Below are 22,606 nucleotides of genomic sequence, written 5' to 3'. Positions count from 1 at the left end.
CCGAAGTATCCTTTTTCATATCAAAACCCATCATTACGCTTGCGCTGGCATCGGCTCCATTGACGTCCCCTGATGATTCACCGGCTCGACTCGCTCTGCCTTCCGCAGGTGTTTTTGCCCGCGCCAGCGGTAGAAGGACAGCACACCCCGCAAATACTCGTCGGCAATCATGCAGGAGTATATGCCGATAAGCCCCCACCCCATGTGAATGCCGAGTACATAAGAGAGCACGGTGGCGACCAGCCACATCGAGCCCAGGGAAATGTACATCGTAAACCTCGTGTCTCCGACGGCATTAAGCGAGTTCCCGAGCGCCATGTTGAGCATTTTGCCAGGCTGGAGAATCAGGTTCATGCCCAGGAGCGAGGCCCCGATCGCAATGATTGTCTTATCGTCCGTAAACAGCCCCAGCAGCTGCTTCCCAAACACATACAGTAGGAAGGCATTGACGACAACGTAAACAGCCCCGATGCCCAGCGCGCGGTACGCGCTCCGATAAGCCTCCTTGATCCGGCCCGCGCCGAACAGATGCGCGATCTGAATCTGGGCAGCCATCGCGATTGATGAGCCCAGCAGGAAGCAGAAGGATTCCAGTGTATTCATATACGTACGCGCAGCCAGCTCGGCAGCGCCCAGCGTTGCAATGAAGGAATAGATGATCAGCTGCGTGAACACCCAGCAGGACATATTGATGCCGAGCGGCCATCCGATCTTCAGAATTTCACCGAACAGCGGACGGTTGAACACGCGGAATTCCTTCCACTTGATCCGGTATTCAAATGAACGAAGGAATATATACAGCAGTAAGAGCACAGCGAGCAGCCGGCTTACCACCGTCGAGATCGCGACGCCGGTAAGCCCCCACTGCGGGAACCCGAAAGCGCCGAAAATAAACCCATAGTTCATAATAACGTGAATGATATTCATTCCGATCGCTACATACATCGGCGCACGCGTGTTACCGGTATTCCGGATGACGGTGCTCATCGTAGCCATCATGGCAATCAGCACCATCCCGCCGCCGACAATGGAGATATACGTTCCGGCTAGCGGAAGCAGATGCTCCGGCAGCTGGAGGATCGAAGCGATAGCCTCCGGCATCGCAAACAATATCACGCTGCACACCAATCCGATGATTGTCGTGGCACTCACCGCCATGATGCCGATCGTTCGAGCGTCTCCCGTTCGATGCGAACCGATCTTCTGGGCAATGAGAATGCCGGCACCGCTGGCAACCGTCATGAACAGGGTCGTCATCGCCTGAAACAGCTGATTGGAGAAGCCAACCACAGCCACCGCATCGTCGGAAATCCGACTGACCATCAATGTATCCACCGCTCCCAGCAAAAACTGCAGGAACAGCTCGATAAATATGGGCCAAGCGAGAACCCATAATGTAAATTTGCTTGTGTTTTTATCCAACATTCCAACCTCCACCCATGATGTAAGGGTTAAACACAATTCATGATGAAACGGTCTTTAACCTTCTCAAATTATAGATGGTATACTGGAGTTATAATATCATTTTCCGAACGAAAACTATCAAAATTCAAACCTCGCGAATCACGAAAGGGCTTTCTTATGACGATCCTGAATTTTACCGTTCCGCCGCTGCCGGAATACATCAATAGCGGGCTTACCCGCGCTCCTGTTCACAGCGGACATCCCAACCGCAAAAACATTGGCATCTTTGATCTGCTCGTGGTCATGAAGGGGCAGCTCCATGTCACGGAGAATGGCATTCCTTATGAAATCAAACCCGGCATGTTCCTCATCCTGCGTCCCGATACGCATCATTTCGGCACGAAGGGATGCACGGAGGAGACCGATTATTACTGGCTTCATTTCCAAACCTCCGGGAATTGGCATGCAGATGAGGCCTGCCAAGCGCCTAGACGAGAAGAGGCTCCGGAGTTAAAGGCGATGACGCCAAACTATTTTTCCGTCAACATCCCCCAATTCGGCACCCTGCCTCAACCGGAAAAGGCCCTGGAGCTTCTGGCTACCATGTCTTCGCTGGTTCAGTACGGTCACCAAGCTAAATTTCTGTGGCGGCAGCAGGTGGTGTTCCAAGAGCTCATCGAGCAGTTGGCCGCCGCACTGGATACACCGGTGTCCTCTCCTTCCTCCGCTTGCGCCGAGCGGGCCGCGGCCTATCTGCGGAAGCATTATCGCGAAGAGTTCAAGGTGCAGGAGCTGGGCGACCGCATCAACTTCCACCCTGTCTATATTGCACGCTGCATGCAGAAGGAATTCGGCTGTTCACCCGTTGAATATTTGCAGCGCTATCGGATCGAACAAGCCAAGATGCTCCTGATGCAGACGGACTTCAGCATCAGCCGGGTTGCGGAGGAGGTCGGTTTCAATCATGCGGCCTACTTCACCTCCTGCTTTACGAAGCAGGAAGGGATCTCGCCGCGCAAATATAGGCAGCGGTTCTTCATGAATTAATTCTTTTTTACGCAAAATCCAAGAAAGTCGCTTGCAACCTGGGCGGGAAGCCTTTATAATGAGAATTAACCACATGATAATGATTATCATTACCGGACAAGTGAGAATGTGTTGAGAATGTATTTATACTCAGGTTTACACGCTTTTCGCTTGAAGAGTTTATATATAAAGGAGAGCCGATTGACTTATGAAAACGACTTCCCGCCGCTGTTCTCTGCAAATGGATGATTATCTGGACCTGTTGAACCTCGCGATCCAACTTGGAGACGTGAAATGGCAGAAAGAAATCACCCGCAAAATGGAAATGACGCTGTCCACATTAGAGACCGCAGCTCAATAAATAATATTATAGGGATTACATAATCCTGCATATAAGAAGACACCCGATCGCGAATTCCAGGCATGTCCCTGGAAAGCCGACCCGGTGTCTTTTTTTCGGTGAGCAAAATAAACGACCCAGTCAATAGGACTGGATCGTGCCGAATCTTTAGCTGCCTCGAATTTGGCGCCACATATCGGTGCTATCCATATCACTCCGATTCCAGAAATTCTCGATATACCTCCCCATTCGTCCATTCAAATGCCGTAAGCTGACAAACGATTCGTTGTATGATAATATGTGACTATACTGTCACGTTTATAACACATTACCATTTAGTCACATGTAAATAGCCATTTGGATTTTCTTAGCATGTTGTTAAGAAGGAGATGCAACGATTGGAAAATGAAATTTTTAAAGCACTGGCGGATCCCAGCCGACGCACACTCTTGGATCTGCTGTATAAAACAGATGGGCAAAGTTTAAGCGAACTTTGTGTTCCCCTGGAGATGACCCGATTCGGTGTCATGAAACATCTTCATATACTGGAGGAAGCCGGCCTTATCACAACGAGAAAGGTCGGCAGGGAGAAGCTGCATTATCTGAACTCCGTGCCGATCCGACAAATATACGACCGGTGGGTCAGCAAATACGCTGAGCCTTGGGCCATGGAATTGTCATCCCTTAAAAATGAATTGGAGCGTGAACCGAATATGGAACAAAAACCTCGACATGTAAACCAAATTGCCATTAAAGCAGCGCCCGAGCAAGTATGGCACGCCATTACCGATCCGGCCAAGACATCAAAGTTCTGGTACAACTGCTCTATCCAATCCAACTGGGAAATTGGCTCTCCTTTCGAACTTAAGAACCCCCAAGGCAAGGTTCAAGCAGAAGGAACCATTCTAAGCATAAACCCTCCGCATAAGCTGGTTCTGAGTTGGAGGATGTTAATAAACGAAGATACGGCCAGCGAGAGTCTCTCACGTATTACGTGGGAAATTGATCCCCATGCGGAGCTTAGCGGTGTAACCCTTGTAACGGTTATCCATGATGAGTTTGATCAGGCCGAACATACGGCGAACACACTCAAGTTAGGCTTGCCGATCGTACTATCGGGATTGAAAACCTTACTAGAAACGGGTTCAACGCTTACTAGTGAACAATAGCGTAAACCGGTAAAACGGGATCGGATGTAAAATCCCCCCGTTTATATAAGAGGGGAGAACCCTGCCGCTTGACGGCCAAGGTTCTCCCCTCTTATATGACAATAGGATTCAGTTGTCTCCTCCTCACCGCGTTTGCATTACCTACTCCTGCTGCAGTCCCGGACCTGTTTGTACCTTGATCCGGTATTCATGCGGCGAGATCCCTTCCAGCTCCTTAAAGACACGAGAGAATTGCTTGGTGTTCTCAAAGCCGACCGCTTTACCAATGTCCGCAAGCTTCATGGTGCCGTCTTGAAGCAGGTCTTTGGCCTTCGTAATCCGCAGCTTCTTAAGATATACCACAAAGTTCTCCCCCGTATGGGCCTTAAATGCTTCACTGAAATAAGAATAATTCAAAGACACATAATTGCTGACCATCGCCATGTTCAGCGGCCTGTGGTAATTCTCCTCCATGTAACTTACCGCTGCCTTGATCTCGGAATGCTCGCTGTGGGCGGAACGAATCCCTTTAACATATTCATTCACGTGCAGCAGCAGATGCTCCAAATTTCTGAAATAGGTGTGAAAATGACGGTAATTGTCCATTGTCCCCACCTTTCGGTATAACTTCAACACTTCCACCATGGATTCCCCGTACACGCGGAACACCTCATCCAGCACCTGCTCATTGATCCGCTTGCTGACATGTTCCAAATAATCGATGGCCACATGCGGCATATCCTCGATATGAAAAATATCCAGCAGCAGCGCCTTGATCTCCCGCTCCCGCTCCGTGCCGAGCATGTTGCCGAGCTTCCGGATACTCTCTTCCGGCACCGGATACGTGCGCAGCTCCCCCTGAATATCATCATGGCTCATCAGCTTGACGTTGGGATGGATGAACGTATAACTCAGGGCGGTCAGCGCCTGAGTATAACCCATCCGGATGTCTTCGATCCGGATGCCTTCCCGGCTGATGCCCACGAAGAGCCCGTCCATCTCCCGCTCGGCAAACTGCCGTGCCAGCTCTTCGAATTGTCCGTCCGGACTGCCAATGAGCACGACTCTCCCCTTGCTGTCCAGAAAGCAAGCGTTGATCCGCCCTTCCACTGAAGCCCTCATGTTATCCATCAATTGCTTCAGCTCATCCTTGTTCATGGCATTACCGTCTTCGTATTTGTATTTCATCACCGCTACCCGAAATGGCTTCACAAACGAATCAAATCCGATTTCGTTCGCGGCAGCTTCCATATCCAGCCCCAGTCCTTGCGGCAGCTCCAGCAGCTCCTTCAGCCGATGGGTCTGCAGCTGCTGAAGATATACCTCGCTGGCGGCCACCCGGTTGTGCACTTCCGCTTGCCGGATCAAAACTTCTTCTGTCTTTCGAAGGGCGGCGAACAGTTCATCCCGTCGAATCGGCTTAAGCAGATACTCCTTTACCTGATAGCGGATCGCCGCCTTGGCATATTCAAAATCGTCATATCCGCTCAGGATCAGAACGACGGGTTTAACCCCCAATGTTCCTTCCAGTTCAGCAAGGGCCTCAATCAGGCGTATCCCGTCCATGACCGGCATCCGGATGTCTGTAATGACGATATCGGCCGGCTCTTCGCGAAAAGAGTCCAGCGCTTCCTGCCCTTGGGCAGCCAGGCGGATCTCGTACTGATCCGGGAACTCCCGTTCAATCATCGTTTTCAGTCCATACCGGATATTCTTCTCATCATCCACGATCATCAGACTTCTCATGTCCACTGCCTCCTCCTGTTAACAGAACCTTAGGGAATGTCATGGTCACCTGCGTGAACTTCCCCTCTTCGCTCTTCACTTCGATTCCATATTCATTCCCGTAGAACAACCGGATTCGCTGGTGCACATTCCGAAGTCCGATTCCTCCAGCCTGCACTCCACCGTGCCCGTAATCTACGGAAGGGAGTTCCTCATTGTCCGCCGTTCGAAGAATCTCGCCCAGCCTGCCCAGTCGATAAGGCTCCATCCCGATGCCATTATCCGTAACGTTAATCGTGATCCGATCCTCTTCCCATGCAATGGCATCGATCTTGATTCGCTTTTCCTGATCCGGGAACTCGGGCCAGGCATGCTTAACGGCGTTTTCCACGATGGGCTGCAGCGACATTTTTAATACCTCGAGCTCCATGAATTCGGACGGGATATTGAGTTCAAGCCGGATTGGCTCGTCAAACCGGATATTCATGACATCAATGTAATTGCGGATATGGCGAATTTCATCCTTCAATTTAACGTACTCCCCCGACCACTTGAAGTTGTAGCGCATCATCCCGCCAAGTGAGGTCAACGCATCCGAAATCGTCCGCTGCCCCTCGATTTCGGCCAGCATCTTAATATTTTCAAGCGTATTGTATAGGAAATGAGAATCAATCTGGCTGTGCAGCGTTCGCAGCTCCGCCTCCTTGGTCACCGCTTGCTTGCGTACGCCCTGGGCAATCAGTTCATTGATGGTGCGGATCAATTTGTTAAAATGATGCGCCAGTTCACCAACCTCGCCGCCCCCCTGAATCGTAATGGCTGCGGTAACTTCTCCCTTGCGGACTCTCTTCATCGTCTCCGTTAAACGGCGCAGGCTCTTCAGAATAATGGAATTTAGGTAATACGTAATGATCGACAGCAGAAAAATCAATACAATGTTCGCCGCTATAATCTGCCCCTGGGCCTTGGATACGTTATTCAGCGCCCCTTCCAGAGAAACGACATTCAGCACATGGGCATGAAGCCGCTCCATCGGCGTCGCGATCAGCAAGAACGAGGATCCGTCCAGGCTAAACCTGGCATGTATGGTCTTCTCGGAGTCGCCCGCCTCCTGCTTCAGCTTAGCGAACTGAAGCTCCACCTCGCCTCGAAGTCCCTCGTGACTGTTCATGAACGATTGGCTTCGGTCCATGAACAGCTGCCCTTCCTGATCGACGATGACCATCTGCGAGCTGTTATCCACGATACCGGCAAAGGTCTTCGGAGCAAAGTACTTGAGCAGCATATCCACCTGGATCACGCTGCTGTAATCCCCGCTATGGACTTGGCGAATCAAGGACACCTTTGGCAGCTCCTCGGACACGTCGGCAGCGTAGCGCTGCAGAATATCGGGATCGCGGTGGTTGAATATCCACATCTCTCCGCCGTCCAACTCCTTGACTTTGGGGAACCACGGCTCGCTTGCGATCCGTTTCTCTTGAAAAATAATCGGCCACATTTCCGTCACGTTTGCGTTGTTTGTGTATAACCGAAGGTGGGTAATATTCGGATTGTTGGTTTGGATCCGCTGGATGTCCTTGAAGGGCCCCCGAGCCAAATCGATCAGCCACGCCGGCTCGGGCTCTTCATTGATTCGAAGATAATCCTTGATGCCGTCATCCGAAATCGCCAGCTGTGCGGCCATTTCAATCGCCTCAATCTGATTCAGCATGTTCATCTTCTCAATTTCCAGCAGGAACGAGTTCTGGTTGAGCGCATCGCTGATATAGGTATCCCGAATCTGCTTGAAAAAATAGTTCGACACGATAATGCTCGGAATCAGCAAAATCAAGATATAGGCAGCAACCAAACGGCTCTGCATCGATCTGCGGCCAAACCAATAAGCAAACGATTGAATAAGCGATCTTATTCGTGTCATCATGACTGTCACATCCCGTTTTCTATGAATGACCGCAGCCGAGCCCAGTATGAAAAGGCGGCATCAGCCGATCGGATACCCTCCTATATTAGCTCGTGATGCGACAAAAGGCACCCTATTTCGACAATATCGATAATAGGGTACCTTAAGTCCTTATTCTGTTCATCCGCCTGAGCGGATCATCCTTACTTCAGGAATTCCTCAAGCTTCTTGACGTTCTCTTCGTATTCTTTCTGTCTGAATTCCTGTACTTTCGCGAAACCGAGGGATTCACGCTTCGCTTGGTAATCGTTCCAAATTTGATCGAACTCGGCATCCGTTTTGGCAAAGATCAGCTTCGGCAGGATTTTACCCCACTCGTTCATTACCTTGTCGTTAATGATGCCTTCCTCGGAGCTGGCATCCGGATCCAACTGATCGAATTGCGAGAAGCTCTGGGTCTTGCCGCGAGTCCAGTCTTCCATCTGCTTAAACGGCTCGACGGCAGCAGGCATCCAAGGCTGCGTAACGTTGTTATCCATCATCATCCAGAAGGTGTGGGATGCTCCATACTTTTTGTCGAATGCGCCGCGGTCGCTGTTCAGCAGCTCCGCTACCTCAGGCAGGAATTGGTCTTTGCCGTCAATCGTATCCCATGTCACGCCTTTTTCGCCCAAGTAAGTATCACGCTGGCCTTCTTCGGAGATCAGGTAATCCAGGAAGCGAATGGCGCGCGCTTTGTCTTTTACGTTTTTGGAGATGAGGGTTACCGTCCAGCCGGAGATCGAAGGACCCGACAAGGTCGGCTGATCCAGGTTGGAGTTAGCCGGTCCGTCCACTGCAATGTAGACCGAGTTCGGATCGTTTGCATACAATGCGTTCTGCTGGTTCGCCATATCGCTGCGTTGGTACAGCATCGCGAAATAGCGGCCCTGTGCGATTTTTTCTTCCATCTGCGGACGTTTATCCACGAAAATATCCTTGGACATCAAACCTTTTTCATTCGCCATACGGAACGTCTTCAACCATCTTACATATTCCGGATCGGTGCTGCGGTCGTACAGCTTTCCGTCTTTATCCTGCGGAATGGCAAGGAAGTTCTGCAGGTAGCCCTCGAGGGAGCTGTTTCCTTTTTCATGGAAATCATGCAATCCGAACGGAATGAGCGGCTGTCCGTTCACGTCCGGGAACATTTTCTTGGCATCCTCAAGCGCTTTCAGGAAACCTTCCGGTGTGCGCATATCCGGGCTTCCGAGCGCCTCATACATGTCTTTGCGGACCAAGAACGTTTGGTTGGAGGTAATGTTATCGCCAAACTTCTCATAGTCCTTCGGTGAAGAGGAGGCATTCGGATAACCGTAAATATTGCCGTCATCCTTGGTGTACCACGACACCTTCGCAGGGTCGGTTACTTTATAGAAATACGGATCGTATTGGTCTGCCAATTCGTTCAGCGGCAGAACGAGGTCGCCTTCAATCATTTTTTTGACAGCGTCTTCATACCATCCCAGCGTAATAAAATCAGGCAGTGTGCCGGAAGCAATCATCGTATTCATCTTCTCGACTTCGTTCCCTGCCGGTACGATGAAGTTGACGTTAACCCCCGTCTTCTTCGTTACGTATTGCGACGTAATATCCTCGCCCCATTTGTTCGGGAACCAGGCGAAGTTGATGTACCAATCAAACGTAATCGGGGAGGTATCGACTGCCCATCCCGGCTGATCCTGAGTCAATTTCACTTCTTCTGCCGGTTTGTCTTCCTCTTTTTCTTTTTCCGACGCGCCGCTATTATCACCGCCGGACGAGCATGCTGTTGTAAAGGCCATGACCAGTGCGAACATCAACAACAGAAGGCTCTTTGGCTTAAGCATCTTGCTCATGTGTTTACCCCTTTTCTTATTTAAAAATATGATTATATAGAACTCCCGCCGGATTAGGCAAGAGAAGCTACCGGTAAGATTTCCCCTCCCCGGGTCTCTCCGGGAGATGGGAAGGAAACATCAACGAACATTTTGTGATTCAACCTTTAATGGAGCCGATCATCATCCCTTTGACGAAGTATCGCTGCAGGAACGGATAGACGAATACGATCGGCGCCGTCGTTACGACCATGGTCGCCATTTTGATCGATTGGGAGGTGACCGTCTTGGCAACCCCGCCCGGCACCTGAGCCATCATCTGATTCGAGCTGGATTGAGCGACGACTTTATACAGATACGTCTGGATCGGCTGGAGGTCCGTATTGTTGATGTAGATGACACCAGTGAAATAATCGTTCCATTGGAATACCCCGTGAAACAATGCGATTGTCGCGATGACCGGCATGGATACAGGCAGCACAACCCGGAGGAAGATGGACCAGTCATTAGCCCCGTCAATTTTTGCCGCCTCCTCCAGACCGTCGGGAATTTCCCGGAAGAAGGTCATGAAGATGATAAGATCAAAGAAACTGAACATAAACGGAATAATGTACACCAGGAAGCTGTCGAGCATATTCAAATCCTTGATCAACAGATAGGTCGGAATCAGTCCGCCGCCGAAAAACATCGTCACCGTTCCGAGCAAAATATAGAATTTGCCGCCGATCAGTCCCTTCCGCGAGAATGCATAGGCGACCATCGCGGTGAAGAGGACGTGGATGAACACGCCGATCACGGTTTTGGCTACGGTGATGCCCATCGCCGTCATGATGCCGGAGCTCTGGAACACCGCGCTGAAATTCTCGAGGCTGAACATCCGCGGCCACCAGTAGATTCCTCCGCGCATGGCGTCCTGCCCGTCATTGAAGGCATTCACCAGCACGTACCAGATCGGGTAGATCGTCAGAAAGCATACGATCAGCATGCCGAAATTGTTGAATATATCGAAGAAGGCTTCGCCTTTGGTTCTGCGTTTAAACATGGATTATTCGTCTCCCTTCTTGCTGGTCTCGCTAGAATAGTGATGTGTCGTTCAGTTTTTTGGTCACCTTGTTCGCGATCAACAGCAGGATAATCGCAATGACGGACTTGAACAATGCAACGGCTTGCGCGTAGGAGTATCGTCCGTTCTGCATCCCGGTGTGGTACACGAAAATATCGATGACGTTGCTCGCGCTTTCGTTCAGCGTGTTTCGGAGCACCAAAATCTGATCGAAGTTGGAGTTCAGCACACCACCAACCGCAAGAATAAAGAGGATGGATATGGTCGATTTGATACTGGGAAGGGTGATGTACCACATCTTCTGAAACCGACCTGCGCCATCTATCGTCGACGCCTCGTACATTTCAGGCGAAATGCTGGCAATGGCCGCCAGATAGATAATCGCGGACCATCCAAGCTCCTTCCATATATCCGAGGTGATAATGATTCCCCAGAAATATTTCGGTTCAGCCAGATACGTGATCGGCTCATCGATCATATGCAGAGCCATCAAAATATTGTTGATAATCCCGATATCCGCCAGCCAGGTCATCAGAATCCCGCCCAGAATGACCCATGACAAGAAGTGAGGCAGATAAGAGATCGTCTGAATAGTCCTCTTGTATCGAACAGACCGGATTTCGTTCAGAAAGAGTGCAAATATGATCGGAAGCGGAAATCCGATAAACAGCTTCAGCAAGCTGATCCCGAGCGTGTTCCGCATAACGTTCCTAAAGTCCTCGTCTGAGAAAAACTCCTTAAAGTGCGCCAACCCTACCCATGGAGCTTCGCCGATGGACTTCACGATATTGAATTCCTTAAATGCAATGATGACACCATACATCGGAATGTAGTTAAAGATGATCATCCACGCAACGCCGAGCAGCGCCATAATTTGGAGATGTCGTTGGCCGTAGAGCTTTCTGAGCCATCTTTTTCTGTCAAGCTTCTTCTGTACAGAAGGCTCCATCGAGGGACCGACACCGGTTTCGGAAACGTCGGCATGAAGTTGATTTTGCATGGGTTATGACCTCCAGGTTGATCCTATCATTTTGAAAACCTTTACATTCTCTATGTTTATATTGTAGATCGTCCTTTCTCTGCACGAAAGGTTTCAGATTTCGTTTCAAGGGGCTCATTTTTCGGGTACACTTCGCTATTTACGAAATAATGCAACTCAAAACGAAATATTGTACCCTCTACTCATTCCAGACACAAAAAAAGACATGGACAGCAGCCTCCACAGCTGCCATTCATGCCTTTCCTCTTGCTCTAACGATCTTTCGCCACAAGCGATCCATCGGATCGTTACGGCGGCGTTATCGTTTTTCGTCACGTATATCAAACGGTTTCCCAGTTATTCCCCTTTGTCTTCCTCACGTTGTTCCTGTTTGCTTTCGTGTTCCTGTTGGTATTTCTCACGCATCAGCTTCTGCATGATGAATTTCTCCTGATCGTTCAAGCCGCCTTGGTTATCCTGGATGATCATGTTGTCAATGTTCCTCTTCAGTACCTCGGTTTGCGTGTTCAATACATTTCACTCCTTTGAATTTTGCGTCCCTTATCCGTAAAATCATTCTGAATCAGAATGAAAGGGTACACGTATTACTAACCATTCTCCTTCCAATGAAACAGAAATAGACGGATTTACCATAAAATCCGAAGGTAGCTTCAAGAAGAATTTGTGTTTGCCCAGCGCTTTCTCTAGGTATTAGCTGCTATTTGCGCTCGATCTGAATCCCCTTAGCCAGAGATTTCTGTTGTTTGTTGGTATTAACTAGCTGCGGCAGGCTTCTCGTTTCCTTGACCATAGGGGATTGACACAAATGGCATACCGGTTCCGTGTCGAACGCAAAATCGTCCCGCATCCACCCTTTGCAGTCTTCCTTAGTGCATGCCCAAACTTCCGTTATTTCTTCAGGAATACTCTCCATCGAGTTTTTACGCGAATACATGAACGCTCCTCCTTATTCTCGTCTTAGAAAATAGAAACGCCGTATAAAAGAAAACTGCCCTTAATGTCACACATTAAGGGCAGTCTTCAATTGTAATTACAATTTAACAACGTTCTCAGCTTGTGGTCCACGGTTTCCTTCAACAATGTTGAATTCAACGCGTTGGCCTTCGTCAAGCGTTTTGAAGCCGTCGCCTTGGATCGCGCTGAAGTGAACGAATACATCGTTACCGCCTTCAACTTCGATGAAACCAAAGCCCTTTTCAGCATTAAACCATTTAACAGTTCCTGTTTGCATGGGGGAATCCTCCTTGATATATATTTACATGACCTTTTTTCTTCGCAGACGGAATAAAAAAATTCACATATTGCACAAGGTTACCAGAAATGACAACCCTCTACAATATGTGAATTCAGGTCGATTTCGATATTCATATCTTAACACATTTGACTGCCGATAGCAAATACCAAAGCAAAAGATTCTGCGGAAAAATTAAAGTTATTTTCTTCGGCATCATTCCGATTAGGCATGGCAGGCATATACAACTCCCGGCATATGCCGGGAGCCTAGATCTTAAGCAGGTTTTTGCGCGTAAACGTTTACTTCCGCAATTCCTCCAGCGTTTCCTTCCAGCGCTGCAGGACTTCACCGGGGTCGTGCAGCTGAAACTTCACGGCCGATGTGATATCCGCATACTTCGCGATATCCTCCCGAACAGCCACGACCGTGGCTTCAAAACGCTGCAGCGGATGCCGGGCATCCGGCAGATCGGGAAGCGCTTGAAGACGCAGCCGAACATAATGGGCCGCTCCATCATGAATCGCCACCAAGGTTGCCTGTCCTGACCGAAGGAGATTGCCTGTCGTAGCCGTTCCCTGCCATAATGCAATCCGGAGTCGGCTCCGGTCCAAGGCCAAGACCTCCCCTACGCTGAGCATGGCCGTATGCGGCCATCCCTCTTCCGTTACGCTCAATAGCATCATCGCTTCGTGCTGTTTCGATTCCAGATTACTTCCATCCAGCCATTGGTGCAGCCCTTCCGATATTGCGGCCTGTTCCGTCACAGCGCCATCGCCCCTTCAACTTATAATTTTAACGCGCTTCGGTAAATTCCAGCCAATCCAGCTCGATTCGGCCCTTATTCACCATGAACACCAGATCCACAGGACCTTCCTCAATCGGCATAGCCTCAACCACTCTATGGATTTGCCATTGTCCTTCGCCAGAATCAGACAAGGCGATAAGCTCAGGCTCCCGATCCCCGATCTGAAGCATGATATCCACCATACCCTCGGAAATCCGTCCCCGAATATCCAGATGAAAGATGTCTGCGGAAGCGCAATTCGCAGCATAAGCGAGCCAATCTCCCTCCCGGAGCTGCACGCATACCAGATTATCCTCTATCCACGGCTTGCCGCCTTCCGGAGCGTAGCTTGGTTTCTCTGCCTTGCCCGTCATCATTCGCATCGGAACGCCGTCAGAAATCCGGAAACCGATATCCTGGCTGGCCTTTGTCTCAACATGATACGAAACGCCCTCGCCCCGATATCCGTAAAACTCCGCCGGAATCTGAATGGGCAGCCGGCGAAGCAACGACCGCGATATGTTCGGGTAAGCATCGCAAGCTGCCAGCGGAAGATGATCCAGGTATTCGCCCAGAATCGCTTCAGCTTCAGCTGAAGAGGGCCTCTCTCCGCCTTCCAGGTAACCCGTCAGCTTCTCCCAGCCTTTCGGCATGCGAATCGAGAAGGGTGAGTTTTGAGTGTTCATCTTCTTCCAGGTCCAGAAGTTCCAGGATATGTTATGGTCCTCAAACATTCGGAATGCGCCCGTATACCACTGCGGGTTATTCTCGCCGCCTTCACCCATGAAGATCGGCACATTCCATTCTTCGCGCAAATCCAGATATTTCTAAATGCTCTCCGTGTCGGGATTATTCCAGTATTTATGGAACTGAAGCATCAAATTATCGTCAAACTTGTCGTCAAAAATACTCCAATCCGTAGACCAGTGGACGCCTTCCAAAATGATCATATGGCGCTTGTCCACTTCGCGTATAGCCGCGGTGATTTCCTTATACAGCGGCATCACCCGGTCATTGTACTCGCTGAACCAGTCCGGCAGCGGTTCGTTAAGCAGGTCGTAACCGGCCACGATCCACTCGTCTTTATAGCGTTCCGCCAGCAAGCGCCATAGCGCCACCGTCCGCTCCGCGTTCCATCGGTCCGTGAACAGCTCCGGCAAATCCCGCTCGGAATCGTCGATATTGGCGCCGGTCTGTCCGCCTGGCGCGCCATGCAAATCCAGAATAACATACAGCGAATACGTCCTGCACCAATCGATCACCTGATCAATAAGCCTCAGATGACCTTCATGATATACAAAAGGCGGGTGCTGCCCTTCCTCCATAATGAACCTCGCATTGATCGGTACTCGAATGGAATTGAAGCCTTCTGAAGCCATCTGCCGGATATCGGCTTCCGTGATATAACGCTCGTAATAGGTCTCCCAGAACGCAGCCGCCTTCTCCTCACCGATCAGCTCCCTGACCATGCCTTCGATACGCCGCGGACGGTCTCCCTGCTCCGGCATTTTCCACATGTATCCTTCCGGCAGCAGCCAGCTTCCAAGTCCGACTCCCTGCAGCAGAATTTCCTGACCCTCCCCATTGACTAAACGTTGGCCGTCCGCCTTAACGAAACCGTTTACTAAAGAATCTCTGGTATCCTTCATATTGGCACCCCTCCGGTTATCATGTCTGTAACGAATGTAATTGACCTGTGCTTAGCAACGACTTCCTTCCGCCAACAGACCGAACATCAAACAAAATATAACATGACGTCCCTAGTGATAAGCCTCATTGCCGAAAATCAGGGTATCATTCTGAAATATCGCCACCCGGGCAAAAGAAAAAGGCGCTCTCCTCTGTTCGAGGATTGCACCTTTCCACTTATCAATCTTACGAAGAAACCTCCGTAACCGGCTTGGCCGGAACAGGGTGACTTGGTGATCTTCCCTTCCGCAAGCCGCCCGGCAGTTTACCAAAGAAGATCCAGGTCCAGCTCCCGAGACGACTCATGCTGTACACCACCATATACGAGACCACAAGTGCACTGATAAGTCCGCCAGCATACCACGCCAGAAGCAGCCAGGAGTTCTCCGTCTGCGGAGGAAAGTCCCGGTAGAGGAGCAGAACCAGCGGATGCACCAGATACACACCGAAGGAATACACGCCGAGCCGCCTGAACCCGTTCAACCACCATGCCCTCTTATTCCCGAAATGGAGAGCAACCTGAAGCATGACCAGTGCGGTGGTCAACGTATGCACATTCCAGAAGGCATCGTAGAGCAGTGGATGATACTCCGTCCCCAGCAGCCGCTGATTGTATCGAAGGCCGATATGCACCAGCGCGGCGCCCAGCCATACTGCCCAGAGCACGATCCAGCCCAGCTTGCGCAGCGCCGGTCTTGCGGCAAACTTCGTTGAAGTTAGCCAATCCTTGACCCGGTCATAATAAATACCGATCCATGCCCCGAGAAAATAATACGACAGAAACGACAGCGACCAGCTGTTCCGGTTCGTTACGTCCCACCAGGCATCATTGCCGATATAGAACAACCACTGCAGTACAATGCCGACCAGCACGCAGACCGCCGCGAAGCCGCGGAATCGCTTCAGCAGCATCAGCACGAGCGGGAACAGCAGATAGAACTGGATGTTAATGAAGATGAAATATAAGTGCGTGTAAGATTTCCCCGTTGCCAGCTTGGGCCAGAAACTCTCCAGCATTGCCGCCAGATTCGGCTCGCCTCCGCGATGATACCAGGCCACCGTAAAAAATATCACCGAGAACAGCAGGTACGGCACTAGTATATACATCAGCCGGTTTTTGAAGAACCGCGCCAGGTCACGGCCTCTGAACGGACGGTGATAGTAGTTATAAAACAGCACGAAGCTGCTCAGAAATATGAAGGTCGTCGTTCCAACCTTCGAGAATATGTTCAAGAAGTTATACAAGCCAAAAAAATCGTCCCCGCGCATCTGAACTGTGGCGAACGACGTCGCATGCACCATCAGCACGCCCATCATCGCAAAGCCCCGAACCAGGTCGATTTCGGTTATTTTTGCACGTTTATCCATGTTGCCTCCTTCATATGAATACGCCCCCTATTATATCTCACTCCCCACCGCTTGGATACTAAATTTTCCTAAAAGTGGCATGGAACAAGCTCCCTTTGCCATACCAGTGTAAAAAGGGCCTGGCACCAAGACAGGACACAAGCTTACATGATGCAAGCGTCCAATTCGAAGTGAATAGGAGGGGATCTCTACTGATTGAATTTAGCCGTGTCAACAAATTTTTCGGAACCTTCCATGTTCTGAAAGAAATCGACCTGACCATTTCCCAGGGGGAAGTCGTTGTCATCGTTGGACCTTCCGGCTCAGGTAAAAGCACGCTGCTGCGGTGCATCAATCGGCTCGAAAGCATTACGGATGGCGAGCTTGTCGTGAATGGCGTCAAGCTGCATGACAAGAAGATCGACATTAATACGTTCAGGCGAAATATCGGGATGGTCTTCCAGCATTTCAACCTGTACCCGCACAAAAAGGTGATCGACAATATCATTCTCGCGCCCATGAAGGTGCTGGGGATGTCCAAAGCGGAGGCAACGGAAAAAGCAATGACGTATCTGCAGCGAGTCGGAATTGCGGACAAAGCGGACAGCTATCCCTCTCAGCTCTCGGGCGGCCAGCAGCAGCGGGTTGCCATTGCCCGCGGATTGACCATGAACCCGAAGATTATGCTGTTTGATGAACCGACGTCCGCACTCGACCCGGAGATGATCGGCGAAGTGCTGGATGTCATGCGTTCACTCGCCCACCAAGGCATGACCATGGCCGTGGTTACCCATGAGATGGGCTTCGCCCGCGAAGCCGCGGATCGAATCGTCTTTATGGACGAAGGCCGGATTATCGAGGATGCGCCCGCCTCCGATTTTTTCAATCAGCCGCGGGAAGAAAGAGCACGGGCGTTCCTGAGCCGCCTGCTGCATCACTAACCCGGACTTGGTGCGTAGGGGCGGAAAGAAATTGCCGCTTGGCTCTTTAGGAGCTTGCTTAGTAAGAGAAATCATATCTTTAAGGGGGATCTGGTGTATGAAGAAAAGATTGACGAGGACCTTCAAGTGGAGCGCGGCCCTGCTAGCTTTAGTCATCATGCTGGTCGCATCCGGATGCGGAGGTTCCGGGAATACGGACACCCTCGAGGCGATCAAGAAACGGGGCAAGCTTGTAGCCGGGGTGAAATATGATACGAAGCTGTTTGGGCTGCAGGACCCTGCCTCCGGCAATGTGGAGGGCTTTGATATCGACATCGCCAAAGCGCTGGCCAAAAAAATTCTCGGTGACGAGACCAAAGTCGAGCTGAAGGAGGTTACCTCCAAAACCCGGATCGACATGCTGAAGAACGGGGACATTGACATCATTATCGCCACGATGACTATAACGGAGGAGCGCAAGGAGCAGGTGGACTTCAGCGATGTGTATTTTGAAGCCGGCCAATCGCTGCTCGTGAAGAAGGGAAGCCCGATCACGGGTCTGGAAAGCCTGAACAAGGATACGAAGGTGCTTACCGTAAAGGGCTCTACCTCTGCGCAAAATATCCGCGAGAAAGCGCCCGACGCGGTCATTCTCGAATTCGAGAACTATCAGGACGCCTTCACCGCCCTCAAAGCGGGACAGGGCGATGCCCTGACCACCGACAATTCCATCCTCCTCGGCATGCAGCAGCAGGACCCGAGCTTTGAGCTGGTCGGCGGCAACTTTACGGATGAACCCTACGGCATGGCCATCAAAAAAGGGAATCCGGAGTTCGTGAAAACCGTCAACGAGCTGTTGAAGGAGCTGAAGGATAGCGGCGAATACGACAAACTGTATGAGCAATGGATGGGCGTAAAACCGGAATAACCGCAAGCATATAATGGTCGGCCGGGCTTAAGGTGTCATGGCTCCAATCAGGTTCCCCCCTATTATCGGGCGGAACAGCCTGGCTACTTTTGACCGGCTAAACGACCATCATCCCCCATTGGAGGTGAGGCATTTTGACCTTGTGGGATTTTAACATTCTGGTTCAGCATTGGGATCAATTCATGGCTGGCCTGGGCCAGACCATTCTCGCCAGCCTGCTTGGGCTGATCGGCAGCCTGGTGCTGGGCACCTTGATCGCTATCCTGCGGATTGCCCCATTCCGCATATTGAAAGCCATCGGCGCCATCTATGTTGAGTTTATCCGCAACATTCCGCTCTTGGTGGTTGTCTTTTTCTTTTTCCTGGGCCTGCCCTCTCTCGGCATACCGGTTGACCCGTTTACTTCGGGTACGCTTGGGCTGATGGTGTATACGGCCGCCTTCATTGCCGAAGCCATTCGGGCGGGGATCCAGGCGGTACCCTCCGGACAGTCGGAGGCGGCTCGCTCCTCCGGGCTGAGTTATATCCAGAATATGCGCTACATCATTCTTCCGCAGGCGATCAAAATCGTACTGCCGGCGATCGGCAATCAATTGATCAATCTGGTCAAAAACTCCTCGGTCCTCGGCGTTATCGCCGGACTGGACCTGATGTATTATGCCGATCTGATTAACCTGAGCACCTTCAAAGGCATTCCCGTCTATACGTTTGTGGCCCTGTTCTACCTGCTCCTGACCATACCGCTCAGCTTGGCCGTCCATTACATGGAGCGCCGCTTTGCGAGAAGCAATTGACGTTAAAAGCAAGTTTGCCTAATAAACAGGAGGTGGCATGAGATGGATTTTATCGGTGCGTACTCCTGGCCGAATCTGCGATATCTCCTTCAAGGCTTTTGGATCACGGTGCAGGTTGCCGGCTTATCCATTGTATTCAGCTTCATCATTGGAACCGTGCTCGGGACCGTGAGATATACGAAAACACCCTTCCTGTCGAGGACAACGGCCATATTCGTGGATATAATCCGCAATCTGCCGCTCTTACTGATCATTTTCTTCATCGGCATGGTTCTGCCGCAGACCGGGATTCGAATCCCCACCTTCTGGGCGGCCGTCGTCGGCCTGAGCATCTTTGAAGGAGCCATGATCGCCGAAATTGTCCGCAGCGGCCTCGTATCGGTGGATAAAGGCCAGATTGAAGCGGCCCGGGCCTCGGGTCTCTCTTATATGCAGACACTGCGGCACGTGATTCTCCCGCTGGCGCTGCGCCGAATGTCCCCGCCCATGGTGAGCCAGTTCATCTCGCTCATTAAAGACACATCGCTCGCCGTAATCATTTCACTGCCTGAGCTGATGCGCAATGTGCAGATTCTTAGCGGTTCCAGCTATGACTATGTAATACCCGCCCTTGTTTTTGCGTCCTTGCTGTACTTCACGCTGAATTATCTTCTGTCCGTCATCGCCAGACGGCTGGAAGCAAGACAGATCTAACCTGGCCTGCTGTGCCTGCTTCTATTCTGAACTACTAACCATCATCGTGAAAAATGCAATCGACCCGCGATACGCGCGCCCAGGTTCAACCCTGCTCCGCAGCCATTTTGGCTTGCGGGGTATTTGCGCTTCCGGCAGAAACTAAGAATTTGATACTTATTTCCAAGTAACGCTGCAACAATGGCGAAATCCTCCTCGTCTAATACATAATCATCCAAAAAGGAGACTACGAAAAAAATACAACCATTCTCCTTGCCATACGTATACAACGTATAAGAACTGCGTTTAAACGACAGGAGGATGAGAAATGATCAAAAGATTATTGTTAATTTCACTTGTTCTGGGAGTTCTCTCCGGCTGTTCCTTGGTGGACAGCGTGAACAATTCCTTGGATTATACGAAGGAAGCCACCACTTTTATAAATGAAACAACCCAATTTGCCGAGTCCATTCCGGAGCTTGCCCAGCAGGCCGCCACGAATACAGATGCCAAGGAAACGCTGACCCAAGAGCTCGAGGCGATGAAAACCCGGATTTCGGAGTTTAATGGCATTAATGCCCCTGCCTTTGCGCAGTCCATCCATGAACAGCTGGTCGGTTTAAACGACACGCTGCTGACCGACATCAACGGCTACATGGATCAAATCCAGAACGGAGTGACCGACTTCCAGAATTCCAACATCGTTCAAACCATCACTAAAATTAACGAAACGATGGATATGCTCCAAAATCTTCAGCCGTAATTTGCCAAGGTCATGACGATAACATAGAAGCCCTGCTCTGATGAGCGGGGCTTCTATGTTTACTAAGGTTTATGTATGTATTCATTCCTCATCTAAAAAATGATTCCAGATTGGCAGTAAGCGTCTGCTTTACCACATATCGAATTCCGTCTTCGCCAGGCGCCATAATCCAGTATGTCCCTTGGTATCCTGCTTCATCCTTCGGGTCCCAAGCCACAATGAATCGCCATGCGTCGCCAAAGCTTTTATTATATTCTTCTCTATAACTCCCAGCCAAATTCTCCTGCGGAACCGATTCGATTGAAATATGCTGCACGCTTTCAAAAGCTCTCATCCATTCCGTAAATTCCACCATGTCCCGGACGTACTGACCCGAAAAGTATCCCTCATCTCCACCCGATATCGCATAAAAGGTTTCCGCATCCTCCGCCTGTGCTGCCTGATACAGCAAGGAAACGGTCTGTACCGGACTCCATACAGGCTGCTTCGCTTTTGCTGCCAGAAATGTCCTGTCTTCCGCCGTATGCTGGATCTCTATAGCGATAAGCTCTTCCATTGTCGCCTCTCTTCCAAGCTCATAGGCCCCGGGGTAGATCGTGGATTGCTCCACCACTTTAAGCCCATCCGGGAACGCCGTCACAAACCACAAGTTATGATCGCCCTGACTTAGCTCCTCCAGCACAACCTCGGCCTGGCTGCCGTACGTAAGTGATAGCAGCTGGCGACTTTCCCCATCCAGCCCCTCCTTATCAAAAAGCTTGAATCGTTCCGGTCTCACCTCACGTTTGCCGGCCTCTTCGAACAGCACCTTCAGCATGGCGGGGGACATACGGACGCTCGCAATGTCAGCATGACGGAAATACGATGCAGAATCGTTAGCCTGAAGCGCCTCATACATGTTGAGAACCGCTTGAATCGGATCATGGTTGGACTCCCCCGCTGGCGGCTCTACTTCTTGCTTAACCTGGTGATGGCTTTGCTCTTCCGAATGGAATGCCGTACGCAAACTCTCCCTAGCTGGCGGCTGCATTTCCGATGCATTCCCGGCTTCTCCTGCGCTCGGCGTGGCGGCGGTTTGCTGTACGGATACGGATTCCGGTACCTCCTTCGTGCATGCCACCATTAACATCATCGTCATGACAGCCATAATTAGGATCTGTCCGGATCGCAGATACGGCCTCTTCCTCGTCTTCACTTCGTTCACCTCCATATATAACAAATACAATCGTATTTAGGATTGGCGCTGTACCGATCTCTTTATATTCATCATCGTCATAACAGAGGGGAATGTTTATCACTGTAGATGAAAAAAAGCTCCCGCCAGATCTAAAGACCTGCAGTGGGAGCTCCTTCTCATATTATGCATCATTTAAAATTGATTATAGCTTACAAATTCCAATACAGGCTTGCGATAGCCCCGGGGACGTGGCTTTCTTGCATCCTCCTTGCCAATCGCGATCAGCATGGCAGGCACATAAGAATCCGGAATGTTCAGTTCCTTCTGCAGAATCTCGGGATCAAAACCGATCATCGGGCAGGTATCCCACCCCTTGTCTTTAGCCACCATCATCATTAACATCGCGGATAGGCTGGCATTGCGGATGGCTTCATCCCTCATGAAGGATTCTCCGCCCGCTTCATAAAAGTTCGTGACGGATTCAACCGTCATGTCATATTCGAGCTTGTCGATCACGCCCAAATTCAGGAAACCCTCATTCATTCTCCCGATTTCCCGGTAGGCCTGCCGGTTCCCCAGCACAACGATGACGGCCGACGCGGTGAGTATCTTATGCTGCTTGTGGGCGGCTTCGTAAACCTTGTGCTTGACATCGGGATCCTTAACTACAACATAGTGTGTATGCTGCAAATTAAAAGCCGAAGGCGCATATTTAACTTCAGTAAATATATCATTCAAATCCTGATCCGGAATTTCGATCCCTTCCATAAACCGATTGGCCGATCTCCGGCTCTTAATTAATGTTGTCAGATCACTCATATCCGCACGCCTCCATC

General features: G+C 50.6%; 23 protein-coding genes. 8 read left to right on the top strand and 15 right to left on the bottom strand.

Annotated features, from left to right (window positions below):
• Nucleotides 1-33: 33 nt before the first annotated feature.
• Nucleotides 34-1,425, bottom strand: coding sequence for an MATE family efflux transporter (locus tag MKY82_RS03005; protein ID WP_339295461.1), 1,392 nt, complete (start codon nt 1,423-1,425; stop codon nt 34-36).
• Between the two features lie 156 nt (nt 1,426-1,581).
• On the opposite strand from MKY82_RS03005, the gene MKY82_RS03000 reads away from it, so the two are divergent.
• From MKY82_RS03000 to MKY82_RS02990, 3 genes are all read left to right on the top strand, one after another.
• Entirely contained in the window at nt 1,582-2,451 is an 870-nt protein-coding gene (locus tag MKY82_RS03000) for an AraC family transcriptional regulator (RefSeq protein WP_194540680.1), read from the top strand.
• Between the two features lie 187 nt (nt 2,452-2,638).
• Nucleotides 2,639-2,791 carry a hypothetical protein gene (locus MKY82_RS02995; RefSeq protein WP_009591875.1) on the top strand — a complete coding sequence of 51 codons (153 nt, stop codon included), beginning with the start codon at nt 2,639-2,641 and terminating at the stop codon, nt 2,789-2,791.
• Nucleotides 2,792-3,168: 377 nt separating this feature from the next.
• The gene (locus MKY82_RS02990) at nt 3,169-3,939 is read left to right on the top strand and encodes a metalloregulator ArsR/SmtB family transcription factor (RefSeq protein ID WP_220686732.1); all 771 of its coding nucleotides are present in this window, start codon (nt 3,169-3,171) and stop codon (nt 3,937-3,939) included.
• A 141-nt stretch (nt 3,940-4,080) separates the two neighbouring features.
• Here MKY82_RS02990 and MKY82_RS02985 read toward each other — a convergent pair whose 3' ends face one another.
• From MKY82_RS02985 to MKY82_RS02930, 12 genes are all read right to left on the bottom strand, one after another.
• Nucleotides 4,081-5,664, bottom strand: coding sequence for a response regulator (locus MKY82_RS02985; RefSeq protein ID WP_339295460.1), 1,584 nt, complete (start codon nt 5,662-5,664; stop codon nt 4,081-4,083).
• A complete protein-coding gene (locus MKY82_RS02980) occupies nt 5,639-7,564 on the bottom strand; it encodes a sensor histidine kinase (RefSeq protein ID WP_339295459.1) in 1,926 nt (641 codons plus the stop codon). Before MKY82_RS02980 ends, MKY82_RS02985 begins: the two co-directional genes overlap by 26 nt.
• Before the next feature lie 182 nt (nt 7,565-7,746).
• Nucleotides 7,747-9,420 (bottom strand): extracellular solute-binding protein, encoded by a 1,674-nt coding sequence (locus MKY82_RS02975; protein WP_194540676.1) that lies wholly within the window; start codon nt 9,418-9,420, stop codon nt 7,747-7,749.
• 139 nt (nt 9,421-9,559) lie between these two features.
• A complete protein-coding gene (locus tag MKY82_RS02970) occupies nt 9,560-10,441 on the bottom strand; it encodes a carbohydrate ABC transporter permease (RefSeq protein ID WP_194540675.1) in 882 nt (293 codons plus the stop codon).
• A gap of 31 nt (nt 10,442-10,472) precedes the next feature.
• Nucleotides 10,473-11,462, bottom strand: a complete 990-nt coding sequence (locus MKY82_RS02965) for an ABC transporter permease subunit (RefSeq protein WP_194540674.1) — start codon at nt 11,460-11,462, stop codon at nt 10,473-10,475.
• 336 nt (nt 11,463-11,798) lie between these two features.
• Nucleotides 11,799-11,972: a hypothetical protein gene (locus MKY82_RS02960; protein ID WP_181469830.1), complete on the bottom strand. Its 174-nt coding sequence runs from the start codon at nt 11,970-11,972 to the stop codon at nt 11,799-11,801.
• A gap of 187 nt (nt 11,973-12,159) precedes the next feature.
• On the bottom strand, nt 12,160-12,396 hold the full coding sequence (locus MKY82_RS02955) for a cold-shock protein (RefSeq protein ID WP_071222231.1): 237 nt from the start codon (nt 12,394-12,396) through the stop codon (nt 12,160-12,162).
• Nucleotides 12,397-12,492: 96 nt separating this feature from the next.
• On the bottom strand, nt 12,493-12,693 hold the full coding sequence (gene cspD / locus MKY82_RS02950) for a cold-shock protein CspD (protein ID WP_006207896.1): 201 nt from the start codon (nt 12,691-12,693) through the stop codon (nt 12,493-12,495).
• Between the two features lie 302 nt (nt 12,694-12,995).
• A complete protein-coding gene (locus MKY82_RS02945; protein ID WP_339221361.1) occupies nt 12,996-13,460 on the bottom strand; it encodes a pyridoxamine 5'-phosphate oxidase family protein in 465 nt (154 codons plus the stop codon).
• Nucleotides 13,461-13,488: 28 nt separating this feature from the next.
• Nucleotides 13,489-14,295, bottom strand: a complete 807-nt coding sequence (locus MKY82_RS02940; protein WP_339295458.1) for a hypothetical protein — start codon at nt 14,293-14,295, stop codon at nt 13,489-13,491.
• A gap of 12 nt (nt 14,296-14,307) precedes the next feature.
• Complete coding sequence (locus tag MKY82_RS02935) at nt 14,308-15,129, bottom strand: cellulase family glycosylhydrolase (RefSeq protein ID WP_339295457.1); 822 nt, start codon at nt 15,127-15,129, stop codon at nt 14,308-14,310.
• Between the two features lie 226 nt (nt 15,130-15,355).
• The gene (locus MKY82_RS02930; protein ID WP_220686736.1) at nt 15,356-16,537 is read right to left on the bottom strand and encodes an acyltransferase; all 1,182 of its coding nucleotides are present in this window, start codon (nt 16,535-16,537) and stop codon (nt 15,356-15,358) included.
• Nucleotides 16,538-16,707: 170 nt separating this feature from the next.
• Between MKY82_RS02930 and MKY82_RS02925 the strand changes: the two genes are divergently transcribed.
• The 5 genes from MKY82_RS02925 (at nt 16,708) to MKY82_RS02905 (ending at nt 20,593) form a co-directional block, all read left to right on the top strand.
• A complete protein-coding gene (locus MKY82_RS02925) occupies nt 16,708-17,457 on the top strand; it encodes an amino acid ABC transporter ATP-binding protein (RefSeq protein ID WP_308116317.1) in 750 nt (249 codons plus the stop codon).
• Between the two features lie 97 nt (nt 17,458-17,554).
• Nucleotides 17,555-18,364: a transporter substrate-binding domain-containing protein gene (locus tag MKY82_RS02920; protein ID WP_194540669.1), complete on the top strand. Its 810-nt coding sequence runs from the start codon at nt 17,555-17,557 to the stop codon at nt 18,362-18,364.
• A gap of 140 nt (nt 18,365-18,504) precedes the next feature.
• A complete protein-coding gene (locus MKY82_RS02915; RefSeq protein WP_179090632.1) occupies nt 18,505-19,158 on the top strand; it encodes an amino acid ABC transporter permease in 654 nt (217 codons plus the stop codon).
• A gap of 42 nt (nt 19,159-19,200) precedes the next feature.
• Nucleotides 19,201-19,851: an amino acid ABC transporter permease gene (locus tag MKY82_RS02910; protein ID WP_194540668.1), complete on the top strand. Its 651-nt coding sequence runs from the start codon at nt 19,201-19,203 to the stop codon at nt 19,849-19,851.
• A 307-nt stretch (nt 19,852-20,158) separates the two neighbouring features.
• Nucleotides 20,159-20,593, top strand: a complete 435-nt coding sequence (locus MKY82_RS02905; protein WP_339295456.1) for a DUF6376 family protein — start codon at nt 20,159-20,161, stop codon at nt 20,591-20,593.
• Between the two features lie 88 nt (nt 20,594-20,681).
• On the opposite strand, the gene MKY82_RS02900 is transcribed toward MKY82_RS02905, so the two are convergent.
• Nucleotides 20,682-21,788 carry a hypothetical protein gene (locus MKY82_RS02900; RefSeq protein ID WP_339295455.1) on the bottom strand — a complete coding sequence of 369 codons (1,107 nt, stop codon included), beginning with the start codon at nt 21,786-21,788 and terminating at the stop codon, nt 20,682-20,684.
• Between the two features lie 174 nt (nt 21,789-21,962).
• Nucleotides 21,963-22,589, bottom strand: a complete 627-nt coding sequence (locus tag MKY82_RS02895; RefSeq protein WP_339295454.1) for a nitroreductase family protein — start codon at nt 22,587-22,589, stop codon at nt 21,963-21,965.
• Nucleotides 22,590-22,606 lie beyond the last annotated feature (17 nt).

The organism is Paenibacillus sp. FSL W7-1279 (assembly GCF_037969845.1).
Lineage (GTDB): Bacteria > Bacillota > Bacilli > Paenibacillales > Paenibacillaceae > Paenibacillus_AQ.
This window is presented reverse-complemented; position numbering and strand designations above follow the sequence as displayed.

Coding starts and splice junctions, on each gene's coding strand:
- MKY82_RS03005 (WP_339295461.1), bottom strand. CDS start 1,425: ATGTTGGATAAAAACACAAGCAAATTTACATTATGGGTTCTCGCTTGG.
- MKY82_RS03000 (WP_194540680.1), top strand. CDS start 1,582: ATGACGATCCTGAATTTTACCGTTCCGCCGCTGCCGGAATACATCAAT.
- MKY82_RS02995 (WP_009591875.1), top strand. CDS start 2,639: ATGAAAACGACTTCCCGCCGCTGTTCTCTGCAAATGGATGATTATCTG.
- MKY82_RS02985 (WP_339295460.1), bottom strand. CDS start 5,664: ATGAGAAGTCTGATGATCGTGGATGATGAGAAGAATATCCGGTATGGA.
- MKY82_RS02980 (WP_339295459.1), bottom strand. CDS start 7,564: ATGATGACACGAATAAGATCGCTTATTCAATCGTTTGCTTATTGGTTT.
- MKY82_RS02975 (WP_194540676.1), bottom strand. CDS start 9,420: ATGAGCAAGATGCTTAAGCCAAAGAGCCTTCTGTTGTTGATGTTCGCA.
- MKY82_RS02970 (WP_194540675.1), bottom strand. CDS start 10,441: ATGTTTAAACGCAGAACCAAAGGCGAAGCCTTCTTCGATATATTCAAC.
- MKY82_RS02965 (WP_194540674.1), bottom strand. CDS start 11,462: ATGCAAAATCAACTTCATGCCGACGTTTCCGAAACCGGTGTCGGTCCC.
- MKY82_RS02955 (WP_071222231.1), bottom strand. CDS start 12,396: ATGTATTCGCGTAAAAACTCGATGGAGAGTATTCCTGAAGAAATAACG.
- cspD (WP_006207896.1), bottom strand. CDS start 12,693: ATGCAAACAGGAACTGTTAAATGGTTTAATGCTGAAAAGGGCTTTGGT.
- MKY82_RS02935 (WP_339295457.1), bottom strand. CDS start 15,129: ATGAAGGATACCAGAGATTCTTTAGTAAACGGTTTCGTTAAGGCGGAC.
- MKY82_RS02930 (WP_220686736.1), bottom strand. CDS start 16,537: ATGGATAAACGTGCAAAAATAACCGAAATCGACCTGGTTCGGGGCTTT.
- MKY82_RS02920 (WP_194540669.1), top strand. CDS start 17,555: ATGAAGAAAAGATTGACGAGGACCTTCAAGTGGAGCGCGGCCCTGCTA.
- MKY82_RS02910 (WP_194540668.1), top strand. CDS start 19,201: ATGGATTTTATCGGTGCGTACTCCTGGCCGAATCTGCGATATCTCCTT.
- MKY82_RS02905 (WP_339295456.1), top strand. CDS start 20,159: ATGATCAAAAGATTATTGTTAATTTCACTTGTTCTGGGAGTTCTCTCC.
- MKY82_RS02895 (WP_339295454.1), bottom strand. CDS start 22,589: ATGAGTGATCTGACAACATTAATTAAGAGCCGGAGATCGGCCAATCGG.